15 protein-coding genes are annotated in these 14,499 nt (G+C 71.9%); 7 read left to right on the top strand and 8 right to left on the bottom strand.

Features of this window, described 5'->3' with window-relative positions:
• Positions 1–73 precede the first annotated feature (73 nt).
• The 6 genes from L2C96_RS08385 to L2C96_RS08360 all read left to right on the top strand — a co-directional run bounded on the left by L2C96_RS08385 (position 74) and on the right by L2C96_RS08360 (position 5,464).
• The gene (locus L2C96_RS08385) at positions 74–727 is read left to right on the top strand and encodes an ATP-binding cassette domain-containing protein (RefSeq protein WP_237335768.1); all 654 of its coding nucleotides are present in this window, start codon (positions 74–76) and stop codon (positions 725–727) included.
• Positions 724–2,604, top strand: coding sequence for a YhgE/Pip family protein (locus L2C96_RS08380; protein WP_237335767.1), 1,881 nt, complete (start codon positions 724–726; stop codon positions 2,602–2,604). The genes L2C96_RS08385 and L2C96_RS08380 overlap by 4 nt, the downstream gene beginning before the upstream one ends.
• Complete coding sequence (locus tag L2C96_RS08375) at positions 2,601–3,185, top strand: TetR/AcrR family transcriptional regulator (RefSeq protein ID WP_020418507.1); 585 nt, start codon at positions 2,601–2,603, stop codon at positions 3,183–3,185. Before L2C96_RS08380 ends, L2C96_RS08375 begins: the two co-directional genes overlap by 4 nt.
• An 85-nt stretch (positions 3,186–3,270) precedes the next feature.
• Complete coding sequence (locus L2C96_RS08370; RefSeq protein ID WP_237335766.1) at positions 3,271–3,891, top strand: dihydrofolate reductase family protein; 621 nt, start codon at positions 3,271–3,273, stop codon at positions 3,889–3,891.
• Positions 3,888–4,241, top strand: a complete 354-nt coding sequence (locus L2C96_RS08365; RefSeq protein ID WP_020418509.1) for a YciI family protein — start codon at positions 3,888–3,890, stop codon at positions 4,239–4,241. Before L2C96_RS08370 ends, L2C96_RS08365 begins: the two co-directional genes overlap by 4 nt.
• On the top strand, positions 4,238–5,464 hold the full coding sequence (locus L2C96_RS08360) for an RNA polymerase sigma factor (RefSeq protein ID WP_237335765.1): 1,227 nt from the start codon (positions 4,238–4,240) through the stop codon (positions 5,462–5,464). The genes L2C96_RS08365 and L2C96_RS08360 overlap by 4 nt, the downstream gene beginning before the upstream one ends.
• 307 nt (positions 5,465–5,771) lie before the next feature.
• Here the strand turns inward: L2C96_RS08360 and L2C96_RS08355 are convergent, their stop codons facing one another.
• The 4 genes from L2C96_RS08355 to polA all read right to left on the bottom strand — a co-directional run bounded on the left by L2C96_RS08355 (position 5,772) and on the right by polA (position 10,154).
• Positions 5,772–6,389: a Rossmann-fold NAD(P)-binding domain-containing protein gene (locus L2C96_RS08355; protein WP_237335764.1), complete on the bottom strand. Its 618-nt coding sequence runs from the start codon at positions 6,387–6,389 to the stop codon at positions 5,772–5,774.
• Positions 6,390–6,510: 121 nt separating this feature from the next.
• Positions 6,511–6,942, bottom strand: coding sequence for a VOC family protein (locus L2C96_RS08350; protein ID WP_237335763.1), 432 nt, complete (start codon positions 6,940–6,942; stop codon positions 6,511–6,513).
• A 31-nt stretch (positions 6,943–6,973) separates the two neighbouring features.
• Positions 6,974–7,414, bottom strand: a complete 441-nt coding sequence (locus tag L2C96_RS08345; RefSeq protein WP_237335762.1) for a helix-turn-helix domain-containing protein — start codon at positions 7,412–7,414, stop codon at positions 6,974–6,976.
• Between the two features lie 4 nt (positions 7,415–7,418).
• A complete protein-coding gene (gene polA / locus L2C96_RS08340; RefSeq protein ID WP_237335761.1) occupies positions 7,419–10,154 on the bottom strand; it encodes a DNA polymerase I in 2,736 nt (911 codons plus the stop codon).
• Positions 10,155–10,239: 85 nt separating this feature from the next.
• Between polA and L2C96_RS08335 the strand changes: the two genes are divergently transcribed.
• On the top strand, positions 10,240–10,683 hold the full coding sequence (locus L2C96_RS08335; RefSeq protein ID WP_017988046.1) for a hotdog fold thioesterase: 444 nt from the start codon (positions 10,240–10,242) through the stop codon (positions 10,681–10,683).
• A 64-nt stretch (positions 10,684–10,747) separates the two neighbouring features.
• Here the strand turns inward: L2C96_RS08335 and L2C96_RS08330 are convergent, their stop codons facing one another.
• The 4 genes from L2C96_RS08330 to L2C96_RS08315 are packed head-to-tail and all read right to left on the bottom strand — an operon-like array spanning position 10,748 to position 14,466.
• Entirely contained in the window at positions 10,748–11,461 is a 714-nt protein-coding gene (locus L2C96_RS08330; RefSeq protein WP_017988045.1) for an ABC transporter ATP-binding protein, read from the bottom strand.
• Positions 11,448–12,365 (bottom strand): ABC transporter ATP-binding protein, encoded by a 918-nt coding sequence (locus L2C96_RS08325; RefSeq protein ID WP_020418515.1) that lies wholly within the window; start codon positions 12,363–12,365, stop codon positions 11,448–11,450. Before L2C96_RS08325 ends, L2C96_RS08330 begins: the two co-directional genes overlap by 14 nt.
• Positions 12,362–13,474: a branched-chain amino acid ABC transporter permease gene (locus L2C96_RS08320; RefSeq protein ID WP_020418516.1), complete on the bottom strand. Its 1,113-nt coding sequence runs from the start codon at positions 13,472–13,474 to the stop codon at positions 12,362–12,364. The genes L2C96_RS08325 and L2C96_RS08320 overlap by 4 nt, the downstream gene beginning before the upstream one ends.
• Positions 13,471–14,466: a branched-chain amino acid ABC transporter permease gene (locus tag L2C96_RS08315; protein WP_020418517.1), complete on the bottom strand. Its 996-nt coding sequence runs from the start codon at positions 14,464–14,466 to the stop codon at positions 13,471–13,473. The genes L2C96_RS08320 and L2C96_RS08315 overlap by 4 nt, the downstream gene beginning before the upstream one ends.
• Positions 14,467–14,499: the final 33 nt, after the last annotated feature.

Genomic DNA, 14,499 nt, shown 5'->3' with positions numbered 1-14,499 from the left:
CCCCCGAGTTGCGGGCTCCGGAGGACGGGCGTAACTTTTGAACTGACCAGTCAGTTCAAAAGAGGGGGATCCTGTGCGGGTGCACGCCGACCGGGTCACCGTCGAAGGTCCGCACGGCACGGTGCTGCCGCCGACCTCGCTCGCCGTCGGCGAGGGCGAACTCGTCTTCGCGCACGGCGAGCCGGGCGCCGGGGTGACCGCGTTCGGTCTCGCCCTGACCGGGCGGATGCGGCCGACGACCGGGCTCGTGACGCTCGACGGCAAGGCGGACGCCGCGAAGCTGCGCCGCGTCAGCGCCGTGGTGGACGCGCCCGAGATCACCGCGCCGGAGGACTCGCTGCCGGTGCGGATGGTCGTCGCCGAGGAGCTGTCGATCGGGAAGCTGCCCGCGGGCAAGGACGCCGTCGCGCGGTGGCTGTCCGAGCACGACCTCGCCGGGCGCGCGGACGTCCGGTTCGAGCACCTGTCCCCCGCCGAGCGCACCCGGCTGCTCACCGCGCTGGCCGCGGCGCGGCCCGGGGTGCGGCTGCTCGTGCTCGACACCCCCGACCGGCACAGCAGCGACGTCTCCAGCTGGGCCGGCCTCGCCCGCGAACACGCCGAGCGCGGCTTCGCCGTCGTCGTGCTGACCGCCACCGCCCCGACCGGGGCACTGCCCGCTCCCCCGGCGCTGCTCGGCCGCACCGAGCAGCCCGAACCCGAACTCGTGCAAGGAGATCCGCAGTGACCGGCCTCCGGCTCGCCGCCGGGGAACTGCGCCGCCTGACCTCCGGCAAGCTGCCCAAGCTCGCCGTGGCCGCGCTGGTGCTCGTCCCCCTGCTGTACGCGTCGTTCTACCTCTACGCCAACTTCGACCCCTACGGCCGCCTCGGCAAGCTGCCCGCGGCGATCGTCAACGAGGACGCGGGCTCCGCCGACCGCAACGTCGGCGACGAAGTAACGTCCTCGGTGGTCGGCTCGGGCACGTTCCAGTGGCACGAGGTCTCCGCGGCCGAGGCCGACGCCGGGGTGCGCGACGACCGCTACGCGTTCACGATCACGATCCCGCGCGACTTCTCCGCCGCGCTGCTCTCCAGCGGCAACTTCACCCCGCAGCGCGCCACGATCCAGCTGACCACGAACGACGCGAACAACTACCTCTCGCACACCATCGCCAACCAGGTCGCCGAGCAGATCCGCGACACGATCGCGGAGAAGGTGGGCAGCGAGGCCGCGAACCGGTTCCTGATGGGCTTTTCGACCATCTACCAGCAGACCCAGCAGGCCGCGACCGGCGCCACCCAGCTCGCCGACGGCGCGAACCGGCTGCTCACCGGCCAGCAGCAGCTCGCCGACGGGGCGCAGCAGCTGGCCACCGGCAGCGCCCAGCTGTCGTCCGGGCTGTCCACGCTCCGGTCGAGCACCGCGACCCTGCCGCAGAGCACCCGGCAGCTGGCCGACGGCGCCCAGCAGGTCGCCGACGGCAACAGCCAGGTCGCCGCGGCCGGGTCCACCGTGGCGAGCGGATCCGCCCAGCTGGTGCGCAACCTCGACGACGTGAACAACCAGCTCACCGACCGGCTGCGCGCGGCCGGGTTGTCCGAGACCGACATCGAGCGGGTGCAGGGCGTGCTGGGCGACCTGCGGGCCCCGGTCGACCAGGCCAACTCGAGGATCCAGCAGACGTCGGCCCAGCTGAACCAGCTCGCCGACGGGGCGCGGCAGGTCGCGGCCGGGGCCGCCACGCTGGCGAACTCGGCGCCCGCGCTGTCCGGCGGCATCGCGCAGGCCGCCGACGGCGCGAACACGCTCTCGGCCGGCGCGAACCAGCTCAACGACGGCGAGAAGACCGCGTTGTCCGGCACGCGGGAGCTGGCGACCGGCGCCGGCCAGCTGCGGGACGGCCTGAACAACGGGCTCCAGCAGATCCCCAACCCCAGCGACCCGACGCGGACCGCGACCGCGGACACGATCGCCGACCCGGTCGCGGTCAACTCCGTCGGCGTCGCCTCCGCGGGCACCTACGGCGCCGGGCTGGCCCCGTTCTTCCTCGCCCTGGCCACCTGGATCGGCGCATTCGTGTTGTTCCTGCTGATCCGGCCGCTGTCGTCGCGGGCGATCGCGGCGGGCACCGCGCCGCTGCGGGTCGCGCTCGGCGGGTGGCTGCCTTCGGCGCTGCTGGGCATCGCGCAGGTCGTCGTGTTGTTCGCCGCCGTGACCTGGTTCGTCGGCATCCACATCGCGCACCCGGTGGGCGCGCTGGCGTTCGCGATCCTGGCGTCGCTGACGTTCACCGCGATCGTGCACGCGCTCAACGCGTTCTTCGGCGCCGTCGGCAAGTTCCTCGGGCTGGTGCTGCTGGTGTTGCAGCTGGTCAGCGCGGGCGGCACGTTCCCGTGGCAGACCCTGCCGGACGCGCTGTACCCGCTGCACGTCGTGCTGCCGATGGGGTACGTGGTCGACGGGCTGCGGCACCTGCTCTACACCGGCGCGTCGCTGCGGAACCTGCTGGACATCGGGGTGCTGGTCGCCTACCTGGTGGGCGCGCTCGCGGTGTCGGCGCTGGCCGCGCGCAGGCAACGGGTGTGGACGGTGTCGAAGCTGCAGCCGGAGCTGTCGCTGTGAGCCCCCGCGGCGAAAGCACCAAGCAGAAGCTGTTCGAGGCGACGCTGCGGCTGGCCACCGAGAAGGGGCTGGCCGGGCTCACGGTGGACGAGATCGCGGCGGCGGCCGGCGTCGCGAAGGGCACCGTGTACTACAACTTCGGCAGCAAGGACGGGCTGATCGACGCGCTGCTGCGCTACGGCGTCGGGCAGCTCGCCGAGCGGCTGCGGGCGCACGCGGCCGAGCCGGACCCGGTGGCCGCGCTGGAGTCCCTGGTGGACACCGGGCTGGAGTTCATCGCGGGGCACCGCGGGTTCTCGCAGATCCTGGTCAGCGAGCTGTGGCGGACGCCGGGCCAGTGGCAGGAGACGCTGTCTCTGCTGCGCGAGGACATCGTCTCGATCGTGAAGGAGCAGCTGCAGCGGGTCGCCGACGCCGGGCGCCTGCCGCCGGGGATCGAGGTGCCGACCGCGGCGGCCGGGCTGTTCGGCACGCTGCTGGTCGTCGCCCTGGACTGGCAGGTGTTCCAGCCGCAGCGCTCCCGAGCCGAGGTGCGCGAGGGCATCATGCTCCTCGTCCGGGGCGTGGCCCGCCAGGATTAGTTCCCGCCGGTTGTCGATTCCGGGGCCGCTCGTTCGCCGTAGGGGCGCGGGCGTCACCGGGACGCCCGGTGAGGAAGGGATCGGCATGCGGAAACTTGTGGTCACGGCGTTCGTGACGGCCGACGGCGTGATGCAGGCGCCGGGCGGCCCGGACGAGGACCGCGACGGCGGCTTCGCCCACGGCGGCTGGGCGGTGCCGTTCATCGGCGAGCGGGTGCTGGAGCTGATGCTCGAATTCACCCGCGGAGCCGGCGCGCTCCTGCTCGGCCGGAAGACCTACGAGGAGTTCGCCGCGACCTGGCCGCTGGCCGACGACCCGTTCGGCAACCTGATGAACGGGCTGCCGAAGTTCGTCGCCTCGCGGACGCTGACCGAGGTGGGCTGGCGCAACTGCACGCTGCTGCGCGGGGACGCCGCCGGGGCGGTGGCCGAGCTCAAGCGCGGCGACGGCGGGGACATCCAGGTCCACGGCAGCAGCGACCTGGTGCAGACACTGCTCGCGCACGACCTGGTCGACGAGTTCCAGCTGCTGGTGTTCCCGGTGGTGATCGGGTCGGGCAAGCGGCTGTTCGGCTCCGGCGCCGGGCCGGGCGCGCTGGAGCTGACCCACACCGAGCGGTTGCCGCGCGGCGGGCTGCTGCAGCGCTACCGGCGCGCGGGCGGGCTCGAATGTGGTGCGATGGGGCCGGAAACGGGCAACTGGTGAGCGGGGACGTGACGATGCCGCAGTACGCGATCCTGATCTACGAAAAGGAACTCCCCGGCGGCGTGGCCGACATCCCGCCGGAGGTCATGGAGGCCAACCTGGCCGTCGGGCCGAAGATCGAGGCCATGGGCGCCCGGGTGGTGCACGAGCAGGGGCTGCAGCCGGTGGCGCAGGCCCGCACGATCCACAAGGGCGGCGCGGTGACCGACGGCCCGTTCCTGGAGAGCAAGGAGGTCATCGCCGGGTTCTTCGTGGTCGAGGCGGCCGACCTCGATCAGGCGGTGGCCATCGGGAAGCTGCTGCCGATCATGGACGGGGCGGTCGAGGTGCGGCCGTTGATGGAGGTGTGACCGGGGTCCGGGACGCCGTCGCCGACGCGCACCGCCGCGAGTGGGCCAGGGTGCTCGCCGCGACGGTGCGCGTCACGCGTGATCTCGACCTGGCGGAGGAGTGCGTCCAGGACGCCTACGCCGCCGCGCTCGACTCGTGGGCCCGCGACGGCGTGCCGGACCGCCCGGCCGCGTGGCTGACGACCGCGGCGCGGCACAACGCGCTGGACGCCCTGCGGCGCGCGGCGACGCTGCGCGCGAAGCTGCCGTTGCTGGTCGAGCCCGCGCCGGACGGCCCGGTGGCCGACGACCCGCTGCGGCTGGTGTTCCTGTGCTGCCACCCCGCGTTGTCGGCCGAGGCGCAGGTGGCCCTGACCTTGCGGCTGGTGTGCGGCGTGCCGACGCCGGACGTCGCGGCGGCGTTCCTGGTGCCGCCGGCGACGATGGCGGCCCGGATCACGCGGGCGAAGAAGAAGATCGCGGCGGCACGGATCCCGTTCCGGATGCCCGCACCGGCCGAGCTGCCGGAGCGGCTGGACGCGGTGCTGACGACGATCCACCTGCTGTTCACGACCGGGCACACGGCGCCGTCGGGCGAGTCGCTGATGCGGGTGGCGTGCGCCGAGCGGGCGCTGGAACTGGCGCGGCTGCTGCGAGAGCTGGTGCCGGACTCGCGGGAGGTGCGGGGGTTGCTGGCGTTGCTGCTGGCGGGGCACGCGCGCCGGGCGACGCGCACGGACGGGACGGGGCGGCTCCTGCTGCTGTCCGAACAGGACCGTTCCCGCTGGGATCGCGCCGCGCTCGCGGAGGCGGACGAGCTGGTGGTGACGTCCCTGCGCGGCGGCCCGCCAGGCCGTTTCGCCCTGCAGGCGGCGATCGCGGTGCTGCACGCGAGCGCACCGTCGTACGAGGCGACGGACTGGCCGCAGATCCTGGTGCTGTACGACGAACTGGCGAAGGTGTGGCCGTCGCCGGTGGTGGCGCTGAACCGGGCGGTGGCGGTGGCGATGGTCGACGGCCCGGCGCAGGCGCTGGCCGAGGTGACGGAGCTGGAAGACGACCGCCGGTTGTCCGGGTACCACTACCTGCCCGCGATCAAGGCAGACCTGCTGCGCCGCCTCGGCCGGCCGGTCGAGGCGGCCGCCGCCTACGAGCACGCTCTGCGCCTGACGGACAACGAGACCGAGCGTGCGTTCCTGGCGGACCGCCTCGCCGAGATGCGGGAAATCGGCGCTCCGGGCTGATGGGCTGGCCTCGCCCGGCCGCCCGCCTGGGCCGCTTCCCTGGGGCCGCGCCCGCCCACCAACGAGGCGCATCCCCCACCCGACATCGGGGCGAGCCTCCGCCAATTCCAGCGGCACGCGATCCCGGCTGCCAAGCGGGGGCCGAGCGCGCCACCCAGGGCACCGGCGGCCGCACCTGCTCGCCATCGAGGCGGTTCCCCCGCCCGGCACCATCCGCGAATTCCGGCAGCACACGCTCCCAGTCCGAGCCGCACGTGGCCACCAACGTCAGGTCCCCGTCCGCCGCCGCAAGCGGCGGCGTGCAGGCTCAGCGCACCATCGGCCGCAGCTGGCCGATCTGGTGCGTCGACGTCGCGTGGCCGGCCAGGGCCCGGCGCACCGCTTCGAGCACTCCCTCGGCGATCTCGGCCTGGGCCAAGGAACGGTGGGCGTCGTAGGCGGAGACCGTGCCCAGCTGCACCACCTGGGTCGGGTGCAGGGGCAGCAGCGGGTCGGGCGGTTCGACCGCCCCGGTGCCGCTGAGGCCGCCCCGCACCTCCACCACCGGCGCGCCGTCGGCGAGCAGGGACTCCACCGCGCCCATCACCGACCGCCGGTACTGCTCGTGGATCCACGCCACCAGCAGGTCCGCCTGCCCGCGCAGCGCCAGCTCCGCCTTCGCGGCGAGCTCCCGCGGCCGGTCCCAGTGCGCCTCGACCCAGATCGCCTTCCCGCCGCCCCACGGGCGGATCGTGCCGTCGCGGAAGGGCCGGTGCCCCGGCGGCCGCATCGACCGCCGCGCCGCCTCCCCCGGCCGCACCTCGCAGTCGAGCGGGTGGTACCGCCGGGACGGCAGCACCACGTGCCAGCCCTCCCTGGTCAGGACTTCGGCGAGCCCGGCCAGCATCCCCGTACCCGCCAGGATCAGCGCTTTCCGGCCAGCCATGACCCCACGCTACCTGCTGCTCGCGGCACGGGCAGCCTCTCGACGTGGCCTTCTCCCCGCCGCAATGCGCCGGAAACCTTTCCACGTCCCAGCGCCCGATCCGGCCGGGAACCGGCGAAGATCAGCCCCAGTCCTTGCCGGGGTCGAACGCGTGCGGCTGGGTGAGGCTGAACCAGTTGCCCGAGTCGTCGCGGAACACGGCCTCGATCCCGTACGGCCGCTCGGCCGGCTCCTGCAGGAACGTCACCCCGCGCGCGGCCAGCTCGGCGTGCGTCCCGCGGCAGTCGGCGGTCTTCCACACGCCCCCGCCGAACGCGCCCTTGGCCACCAGTTCCCGGATCTGCTTCTCGGTCTCCGCGTCGTGCTGCGGCGGCCCCGGCTTCATCAGGATGAAGTCGAGGTCCGGCTGGTCGGGCGGCCCGACCGTGAGCCAGCGGAAGTCGCCGATCTGCAGGTCCCGCCGCACCTCGAAGCCGAGCTTCTCGGTGTAGAACGCCTTTGCCGAATCCTGGTCCAGCACGTACACGCTGGAGTGGGACAGCCCCTTGATCATCGCGAACCTCCTGTGGTCGATGGGAAGAACGCTACTGACCTGGGACGTCCCCCGGCTTCTCCGAATGTGCTGTTCCCGCCGCGGGCCGGGTCCACATCATCAGGTAGCACCCGGGCACCGGCGGCGGCCCGTCCGCGCGCACCCGCGCCCGGTACTCGCTCGGCGAGGAACCGGTGATCTCGGCGAACCGGCGGCTGAACGTGCCGAGGCTGGTGAACCCGACGGCCAGGCACACCTCGGTGACCGTCAGGTTCACCGACCGCAGCAGGTCCTGCGCCCGCTCGATGCGCCGCCGCGTCAGGTAGGCCTTCGGGCTCTCCCCGTACGCGGCGGCGAACGAGCGCATGAAGTGGTAGCGCGAACAGCAGGCGACGGCGGCGAGCGCGTCCACGTCGAGGGGCTCGGCGTAGTGCGCGTCCATCCAGTCCTTGGCGCGGCGCACCTGCGCCACCACCGCCGCCCGGTCCGTCATGCCGTCAGTGCGCCGCCTCGTTCCAGGACCGGCCGAACCCGACCGACACCTCCAGCGGCACGGCCAGCTCGTACGCCGCGCCCATCTCGCGGCGCACCAGCTCCTCGACCCGGTCGCGCTCGCCCTCGCTGACCTCGACGATCAGTTCGTCGTGCACCTGCAGCAGCACCCGCGACCGCAGGCCGGCCTCGGCGATCGCGCGGTGCACGCCGATCATCGCGACCTTGATGATGTCGGCCGCGCTGCCCTGGATCGGCGCGTTGAGCGCCATCCGCTCGGCCATCTCGCGCCGCTGCCGGTTGTCGCTGTTGAGGTCGGGCAGGTAGCGGCGACGGCCGAAGATCGTCTCGGTGTAGCCGACCTTGCCCGCCTCGACCACGACGCTGTGCAGGTAGTCGCGCACCCCGCCGAACCGGGCGAAGTACTCGTCCATCAGCCCGCGGGCCTCTTCGGTGGAGATCCGCAGCTGCTGCGACAGGCCGTAGGCCGACAGCCCGTAGGCCAGGCCGTAGTTCATCGCCTTGATCTTCGCCCGCTGCGGCCCGGTGACCTCGGCCGGGTCGACGCCGAACACGCGCGCCGCGGTGGCCGCGTGGAAGTCGAACCCGGACTGGAACGCCTCGATCAGCGCCGCGTCCTCGGACAGGTGCGCCATGATCCGCATCTCGATCTGGCTGTAGTCCGCGGTGAGCAGCTCCGCGTACCCGTCGCCGACGACGAACGCGTCGCGGATGCGGCGGCCCTCCTCGGTGCGGATCGGGATGTTCTGCAGGTTCGGGTCCACAGAGGACAGACGACCGGTGGCCGCGATCGTCTGGTGCAGCGTGGTGTGGATCCGGCCGTCGTCGGCGACCGACTTGAGCAGGCCCTCGACCGTGCTCTTGAGCCGGGTGGCGTCCCGGTGCTCCAGCAAGTGCTGCAGGAACGGGTGCTCGGTCTTCTCGTACAGCGTCTGCAGCGCCTCGGCGTCGGTGGTGTAGCCGGTCTTGGTGCGCTTGGTCTTCGGCATGCCCAGCTCGTCGAACAGCACGACCTGCAGCTGCTTGGGCGAGCCCAGGTTGACCTGCTTGCCGATCACGCCGTACGCGGCCTCGGCGGCCTGCTTCACGCGGGCGCCGTAGTGCGCCTCCAGCGCGGTCAGCTGCTCGATGTCGACGGCCACGCCCGCGGCCTCGACCTCGGCGATGACCTGCAGCAACGGCAGCTCGATGTCGCCGAGCAGCCTGGTGCCGCTGATCTTGTCCAGCTCGGCGGAGAGGGCGCCGGCCAGCTCGGCGACCGCGCTGGCGCGGACCAGCTCGCCCTGCACCAGCTTCTGGTCGCCGTCGTCGCCGTCGAGCAGGGACAGCTGGCCGTCGCCGGAGTCGCTGTCGTTGCGCAGCTCGCGCTGCAGGTACCGCAGCACCAGGTCGTCCAGCTCGAACGACCGCTGCCCCGGCCGGACCAGGTACGCGGCCAGCTCGGTGTCCATCGCCAGGCCCGCGAGCTTCCAGCCGCGCGCCCGCAGCGCGTGCAGCGGCACCTTCAGCGCGTGCCCGGCCTTGGCGATCGCCGGGTCGGCCAGCCACGCGGCCAGCGCCTGCTCGTCGGCCTCGTCCAGGGCGGTGACGTCGACGTACCCGGCCTCGCCGCCCGGCGCGGCCAGGCTGATCGACTGGATGTCCGACCGCACCGACGAACCGGTGGTGCGGAAGGACAGGCCCACGGTCTGGCCGGCCTTGGTGTGCTTCGACAGCCACGCCGCGAGACCGCCCGCGGGCACCGCGGCGCCCTCCACCTCGAACCCGGACTCGGCCTCCGGCTCCGCGCTGGACAGCGTCTGGAACAGCCGGTCGCGCAGCACCCGGAACTCGAGCTCGTCGAACAGCCGGTGGACCGCGTCCCGGTCCCACGGCTTGAGCGCGAGGTCGCCGGGCGTGGCGTCCAGCGGCACGTCCCGCACCAGCTCGGTGAGCTGGCGGTTGAGCGTCACCGAGCTCAGGTGGGCGCGCAGCGCGTCGCCGACCTTGCCCTTGACCTCGTCGACCCGGTCGATCAGCGCGTCCAGCGACCCGAACTGCTGGATCCACTTGGTGGCGGTCTTCTCCCCGACGCCCGGGATGCCCGGCAGGTTGTCCGACGGGTCGCCGCGCAGCGCCGCGAAGTCCGGGTACTGCGACGGCGTGAGCCCGTACTTCTCCGCCACCCCGGCCGGGTCGTAGCGGACCAGGTCGGACACGCCCTTGCGCGGGTACAGGACCGTCGTCGAGTCGTCCACCAGCTGCAGCGCGTCGCGGTCGCCGGTGCAGATCAGCACCTGGTAGCCCTCGGCCGTCGCCTGCGTGGTCAGCGTGGCGATGATGTCGTCGGCCTCGTAGTTGTCCTTGGTCAGCACCGGGATGCCGAGCACCCCGAGCACGTCCTTGACCAGGTCGACCTGCCCCTTGAACTCGTCCGGCGTCGACGTCCGGGTGGCCTTGTAGTCGGCGAAGGTCGCCGAGCGGAACGTCTGCCGCGACACGTCGAACGCCACCGCGAGGTGCGTCGGCTGCTCGTCGCGCAGCAGGTTGATGAGCATCGAGGTGAACCCGAACACCGCGTTGGTGACCTGGCCGGTGGAGGTCTTGAACCGGTCGGCAGGCACGGCGAAGAAGGCGCGGTAGGCCATCGAGTGGCCGTCGATCAGCAACAGCCGCGGCCGTCCTTCCGCGGGCGCCGTCGCTGTGGTGTTGGCTACTGGCTGGTTCTGGCTGGGGCTCACGGGTGCGAGTCTAGGGTGGGGCACCGACAGAACCGCGCGAGCGGTCGTCCTGCCTTGCCGTCGTCTCACCGAGGAGTCACCCGCGTTGTCCGAGAACCTCTCCGAAGCCATCCGCGAGCAGCTCGCGGGCATCGATCCGCGCGTCGCGGAGCAGCAGCTCAACGACAAGCTCGGCATCGAGTTCGTCGAGCTCACGGCGGAGCGGGTGGTCGGCACGATGCCGGTCGAGGGCAACCTGCAGCCCTACGGCCTGCTGCACGGCGGCGCGAACGCCGTGCTCGCGGAGGCGCTGGGCTCGACCGTGGCGGCGCTCAACGCGGGCGCGGACAAGGCCACGCTCGGGTTCGAGCTGTCCTGCACCCACCACCGCGCCGCGCGGGAAGGCCTGGTCACCGGCGTGGCGACGCCGCTGCACGTCGGCCGCGGCACCATCACCGCCGAGATCGTGCTGACCGACGACCAGGGCCGCCGCACCTGCACCGCGCGCTTGTCCTGCCTGGTGCGCGACGCCGCCCCCGGCAGCCGCTGATCCACCACGAAGAAGAGCCCCGGCGCACGAGCGCCGGGGCCCTTCTCGTTCCAGGTCCACCCGATCAGGCGACGCCCAGGTAGGCCTCCTTGATCGCGGAGTCCGCCAGCAGCTCGGTGCCGGTGCCGGTCTTGGTGATCCGGCCGGTCTCCAGCACGTACGCGCGGTGGGCGCGGGACAGCGCCTGCTGCGCGTTCTGCTCCACCAGCAGCACCGTGGTGCCCTGCTTGTTGATCTCCGTGACGATCCGGAAGATCTGCTGGATGAACTGCGGCGCGAGCCCCATCGAGGGCTCGTCGAGCAGCAGCAGACGCGGCTTGGCCATCAGCGCCCGGCCCATGGCCAGCATCTGCTGCTCACCGCCGGACAGCGTGCCGCCGGCCTGGTTGCGCCGCTCCGCAAGGCGCGGGAACAGGTCGAACACGCGGTCCAGGTCGGGCTGCAGGTTCTTCCGGTCCTTGCGCGCGTAGGCGCCCATGTCCAGGTTCTCCGCGACCGTCATCCCCGGGAACACCCCGCGCCCTTCGGGCACCTGCGAGATGCCCCGGACGACCCGCAGGTCGGCGCGCAGCTTCGTGATGTCCTCGCCGGCGAAGGTGATCCGGCCCGCCGACAGCGGGCGGATGCCGGAGATGGCGCGCATCGTGGTGCTCTTGCCCGCGCCGTTCGCGCCGATGAGGGCGACGACCTCGCCCTCGTCGACCCGCAGCGTCAGCTCCGAGACCGCCTGGATCCGTCCGTAGTGGACGGAGACCCCGTCAAGCTCAAGCAGCGTCATCGTCAGGCACTCCCAGGTAGGCGGCGATCACAGCGGGGTTCTCCCTGATCTCGGCCGGCAGTCCTTCGGCGATCTTCTTGCCGAACTCCAGAACGACGATCCGGTCGGTCACGCCCATGACGAGCTTCATGTCGTGCTCGATGAGCAGGACGGTGTAGCCGTCGTCGCGGATCTTCCGGATCAGCCCCATGAGCTCTTCCTTCTCCGCCGGGTTGAACCCGGCGGCCGGCTCGTCGAGGCACAGCAGCTTCGGCTCGGTGGCCATCGCCCGCGCGATCTCCAGGCGGCGCTGGTAGCCGTACGGGAGGTTCTTGGCCTTGTCCGCGGCCCGGTCGGCGATGCCGACGAACTCCAGCAGCGCCATGGCCCGCTCCACCGCGGTCTTCTCCTCCTGGTGGTGCCGCGGGAGCCGCAGCAACGCGCCGAGGACGCTGGTCTTGTGGCGGGCGTCGGTGCCGACCACCACGTTCTCCAGCGCGGTCATCTCGCCGAAGAGCCGGATGTTCTGGAAGGTGCGGGCGATGCCGCGCTGCGTGATCTGGTGGCGGGTGGCCTTGCCCAGCGGCTTGTCCTCCAGCAGCACCTGCCCCGACGTGGGCCGGTAGACCCCGGTCATCGCGTTGAAGCAGGTGGTCTTGCCGGCGCCGTTGGGCCCGATCAGGCCCAGGATCTCGCCGCGGCGGATGCCGAACGACACCGAGTCCAGCGCTGTCAGGCCGCCGAACTTCAGCGTCACGTCCCGCATCTCCAGCAGGGTCTCGCCGACCTCGACCTTGATGTCGCGGTCGACGGCGACCGCTTCGGCGACCTCGGCCTCGTGCTCGGCGAGCTCCTCCGGGGTCATCCGGGCGACCTCGGCGACCAGGCCGCCCTCGACCGGGGTCTCCTCGCTGGGGTGGCTCATCGGGGACCTCCCGTCGTGTCGGCGGCCAGCGCGCTCTCCCCGCTGATCTGCTCACCGCGGCCGAGCAGCCGCTGGTAGGCCTGCCGTCCCCGGGCCAGCAGGCGCTGGCGGGCGCCGAGCAGGCCCTGCGGGCGGAAGATCATCAGGATGATCAGCGCGATGCCGAAGATGAGGTAGTTGTACTCGGCCAGCTGCACGAACCGCAGCGGCAGGTACGCCACCACGGCCGCGCCCAGCAGCACGCCCACCTTGTTGCCCGCGCCGCCGAGCACCACCGCGGCCAGGAACAGCATCGAGGTGATGACGTCGAACGACTGGTTGTTCACGAACCCGAGCTTGCCCGCGTAGAGCGCGCCGGACAGGCCGCCGATCGCGGCGCCGATGACGAACGCCCAGATCTTGAACTTGAACACCGGGACGCCCATGATCTCGGCGACGTCTTCGTCCTCGCGGATCGACACCCAGGCGCGGCCGACCCGGCTGCGTTCCAGGTTCCCGACCAGCAGCAGGATCGCGATGATGATCGTGATCGTCAGCCAGTACCAGGCGGTGGCGTTGGCGAAGAACGGCGTGCCGTTCGCGTCGGTGCCGACCCGCTCGAAGCCGGACTGGCCGCGCAGCGGGTCGACGTTGTCCGCCACCAGGCGGATGATCTCGCCGAACCCGAGCGTGACGATCGCCAGGTAGTCACCGCGCAACCGCAGGGTCGGCGCGCCGAGGATGATGCCGAAGATCATCGTGACGGCCATCGCCAGCGGCAGCGTCCACAGGTAGGGCAGCTTCGCCAGGCTGGAGTTCGGGCTGGTGAACAGCGCCGCGACGTAGGCGCCGACGGCGAAGAAGCCGACGTAGCCCAGGTCCAGCAGGCCGGCCTGGCCGACCACCACGTTGAGCCCGATCGCGACCAGCGCGTAGCGGGCCACGTCGAACATCGCGGTCGGGAAGTCGGTGCCGGTCGTCGCGATCAGCGGCGGGTTGAGCACCGGCAGGAAGTAGATCAGCACCACGACCGGGATGAGGATCGCCCACTGGGCCGGCCGGGACAGGTTGTTCCACTGCTCGCGGATGGAGCGGCGCTTCGGCGGCGCGCTCACGGTCTGGGTCGTCATACGCGTGCCTTCCCGAGGGACTCGCCGAGGATGCCGGTCGGACGGAACATCAGGACGACGATCAGCACGACGAACGCCACGATGTCCTTCCACTCGCCGCCGAACAGCGACTGGCCGTAGTTCTCCACGAGGCCGAGCAGGAGCCCGCCGAGCAGCGCGCCCCGCAGGTTGCCGATGCCGCCGAGCACCGCGGCGGTGAACGCCTTGATGCCGAGCAGGAAGCCGCCGTTGTAGATGGCGCCCTGCGGGATCCGCATCATGTAGAACAGCGCGGCGGCGCCGGCGAGCAGCCCGCCGACGAGGAACGTGATGACGATGACCCGTTCCTTGTTGACGCCCATCAGCGTGGCGGTGTCCGGGTCCTGGGCGACCGCGCGGATGCCGCGGCCCAGGCGGGTCCGGTTGACGAAGTAGTCGGCCACGAACCACAGCACGACCGCCGCCACCACGAGGATGACGTGGATGTTGGTGACCGTGGCGCCGAAGATCCGGAACAGCGGTTCCGGCTGCAGCAGCCGGATCTGGGGCTGCTGGTTGAGGCCGAAGATCAGGCGCAGGGTCTGCTGGATGGCGAACGAGGCGCCGATCGCGGTGATCAGGAAGACCAGGCGCGGCGCGTTGCGCTTTCTCAGCGGCCGGTAGGCCACCCGTTCCAGCAGCACCGCGGTGCCGCCGGAGACGGCCATCGCGGCCAGGCAGGCGAGGCCGAGGAAGAGGATCAGCTCGACGATCGACAGGTCGGGCGTGGCGCCGGAGCGGAAACCGAGGCCGTAGAACGTCAGCCAGGTCGCGAACGCGCCGACGACGAAGACCTCGGAGTGCGCGAAGTTGATGAGCTTGAGAACGCCGTAGACGAGGGTGTAGCCCAGCGCCACCAGGGCGTAGATGCCGCCCTGCGCCAGGCCGTCCACGGTGTTGTTCCAGAACTGCTCCGCGAGGCCGGCCACGTCGAAGGAGATCCACGGCTCGGACTGCGCGAGGAATGGGGTCATCGCGGGGTACAAGGGTTCACTCTATTCCCGGGT

This window comes from Amycolatopsis tucumanensis (genome assembly GCF_021654135.1).
GTDB lineage: Bacteria > Actinomycetota > Actinomycetes > Mycobacteriales > Pseudonocardiaceae > Amycolatopsis_E > Amycolatopsis_E tucumanensis.
The sequence above is the reverse complement of the archived record's forward strand: the minus strand, read 5'-3'. Positions and strand labels throughout refer to the sequence as shown.

Bases quoted from the DNA above. Each gene is read 5' to 3' on its own strand.
- L2C96_RS08370 (WP_237335766.1), top strand. From the start codon at position 3,271: ATGCGGAAACTTGTGGTCACGGCGTTCGTGACGGCCGACGGCGTGATG.
- L2C96_RS08355 (WP_237335764.1), bottom strand. From the start codon at position 6,389: ATGGCTGGCCGGAAAGCGCTGATCCTGGCGGGTACGGGGATGCTGGCC.
- L2C96_RS08350 (WP_237335763.1), bottom strand. From the start codon at position 6,942: ATGATCAAGGGGCTGTCCCACTCCAGCGTGTACGTGCTGGACCAGGAT.
- L2C96_RS08345 (WP_237335762.1), bottom strand. From the start codon at position 7,414: ATGACGGACCGGGCGGCGGTGGTGGCGCAGGTGCGCCGCGCCAAGGAC.
- L2C96_RS08330 (WP_017988045.1), bottom strand. From the start codon at position 11,461: ATGACGCTGCTTGAGCTTGACGGGGTCTCCGTCCACTACGGACGGATC.
- L2C96_RS08325 (WP_020418515.1), bottom strand. From the start codon at position 12,365: ATGAGCCACCCCAGCGAGGAGACCCCGGTCGAGGGCGGCCTGGTCGCC.
- L2C96_RS08320 (WP_020418516.1), bottom strand. From the start codon at position 13,474: ATGACGACCCAGACCGTGAGCGCGCCGCCGAAGCGCCGCTCCATCCGC.
- L2C96_RS08315 (WP_020418517.1), bottom strand. From the start codon at position 14,466: ATGACCCCATTCCTCGCGCAGTCCGAGCCGTGGATCTCCTTCGACGTG.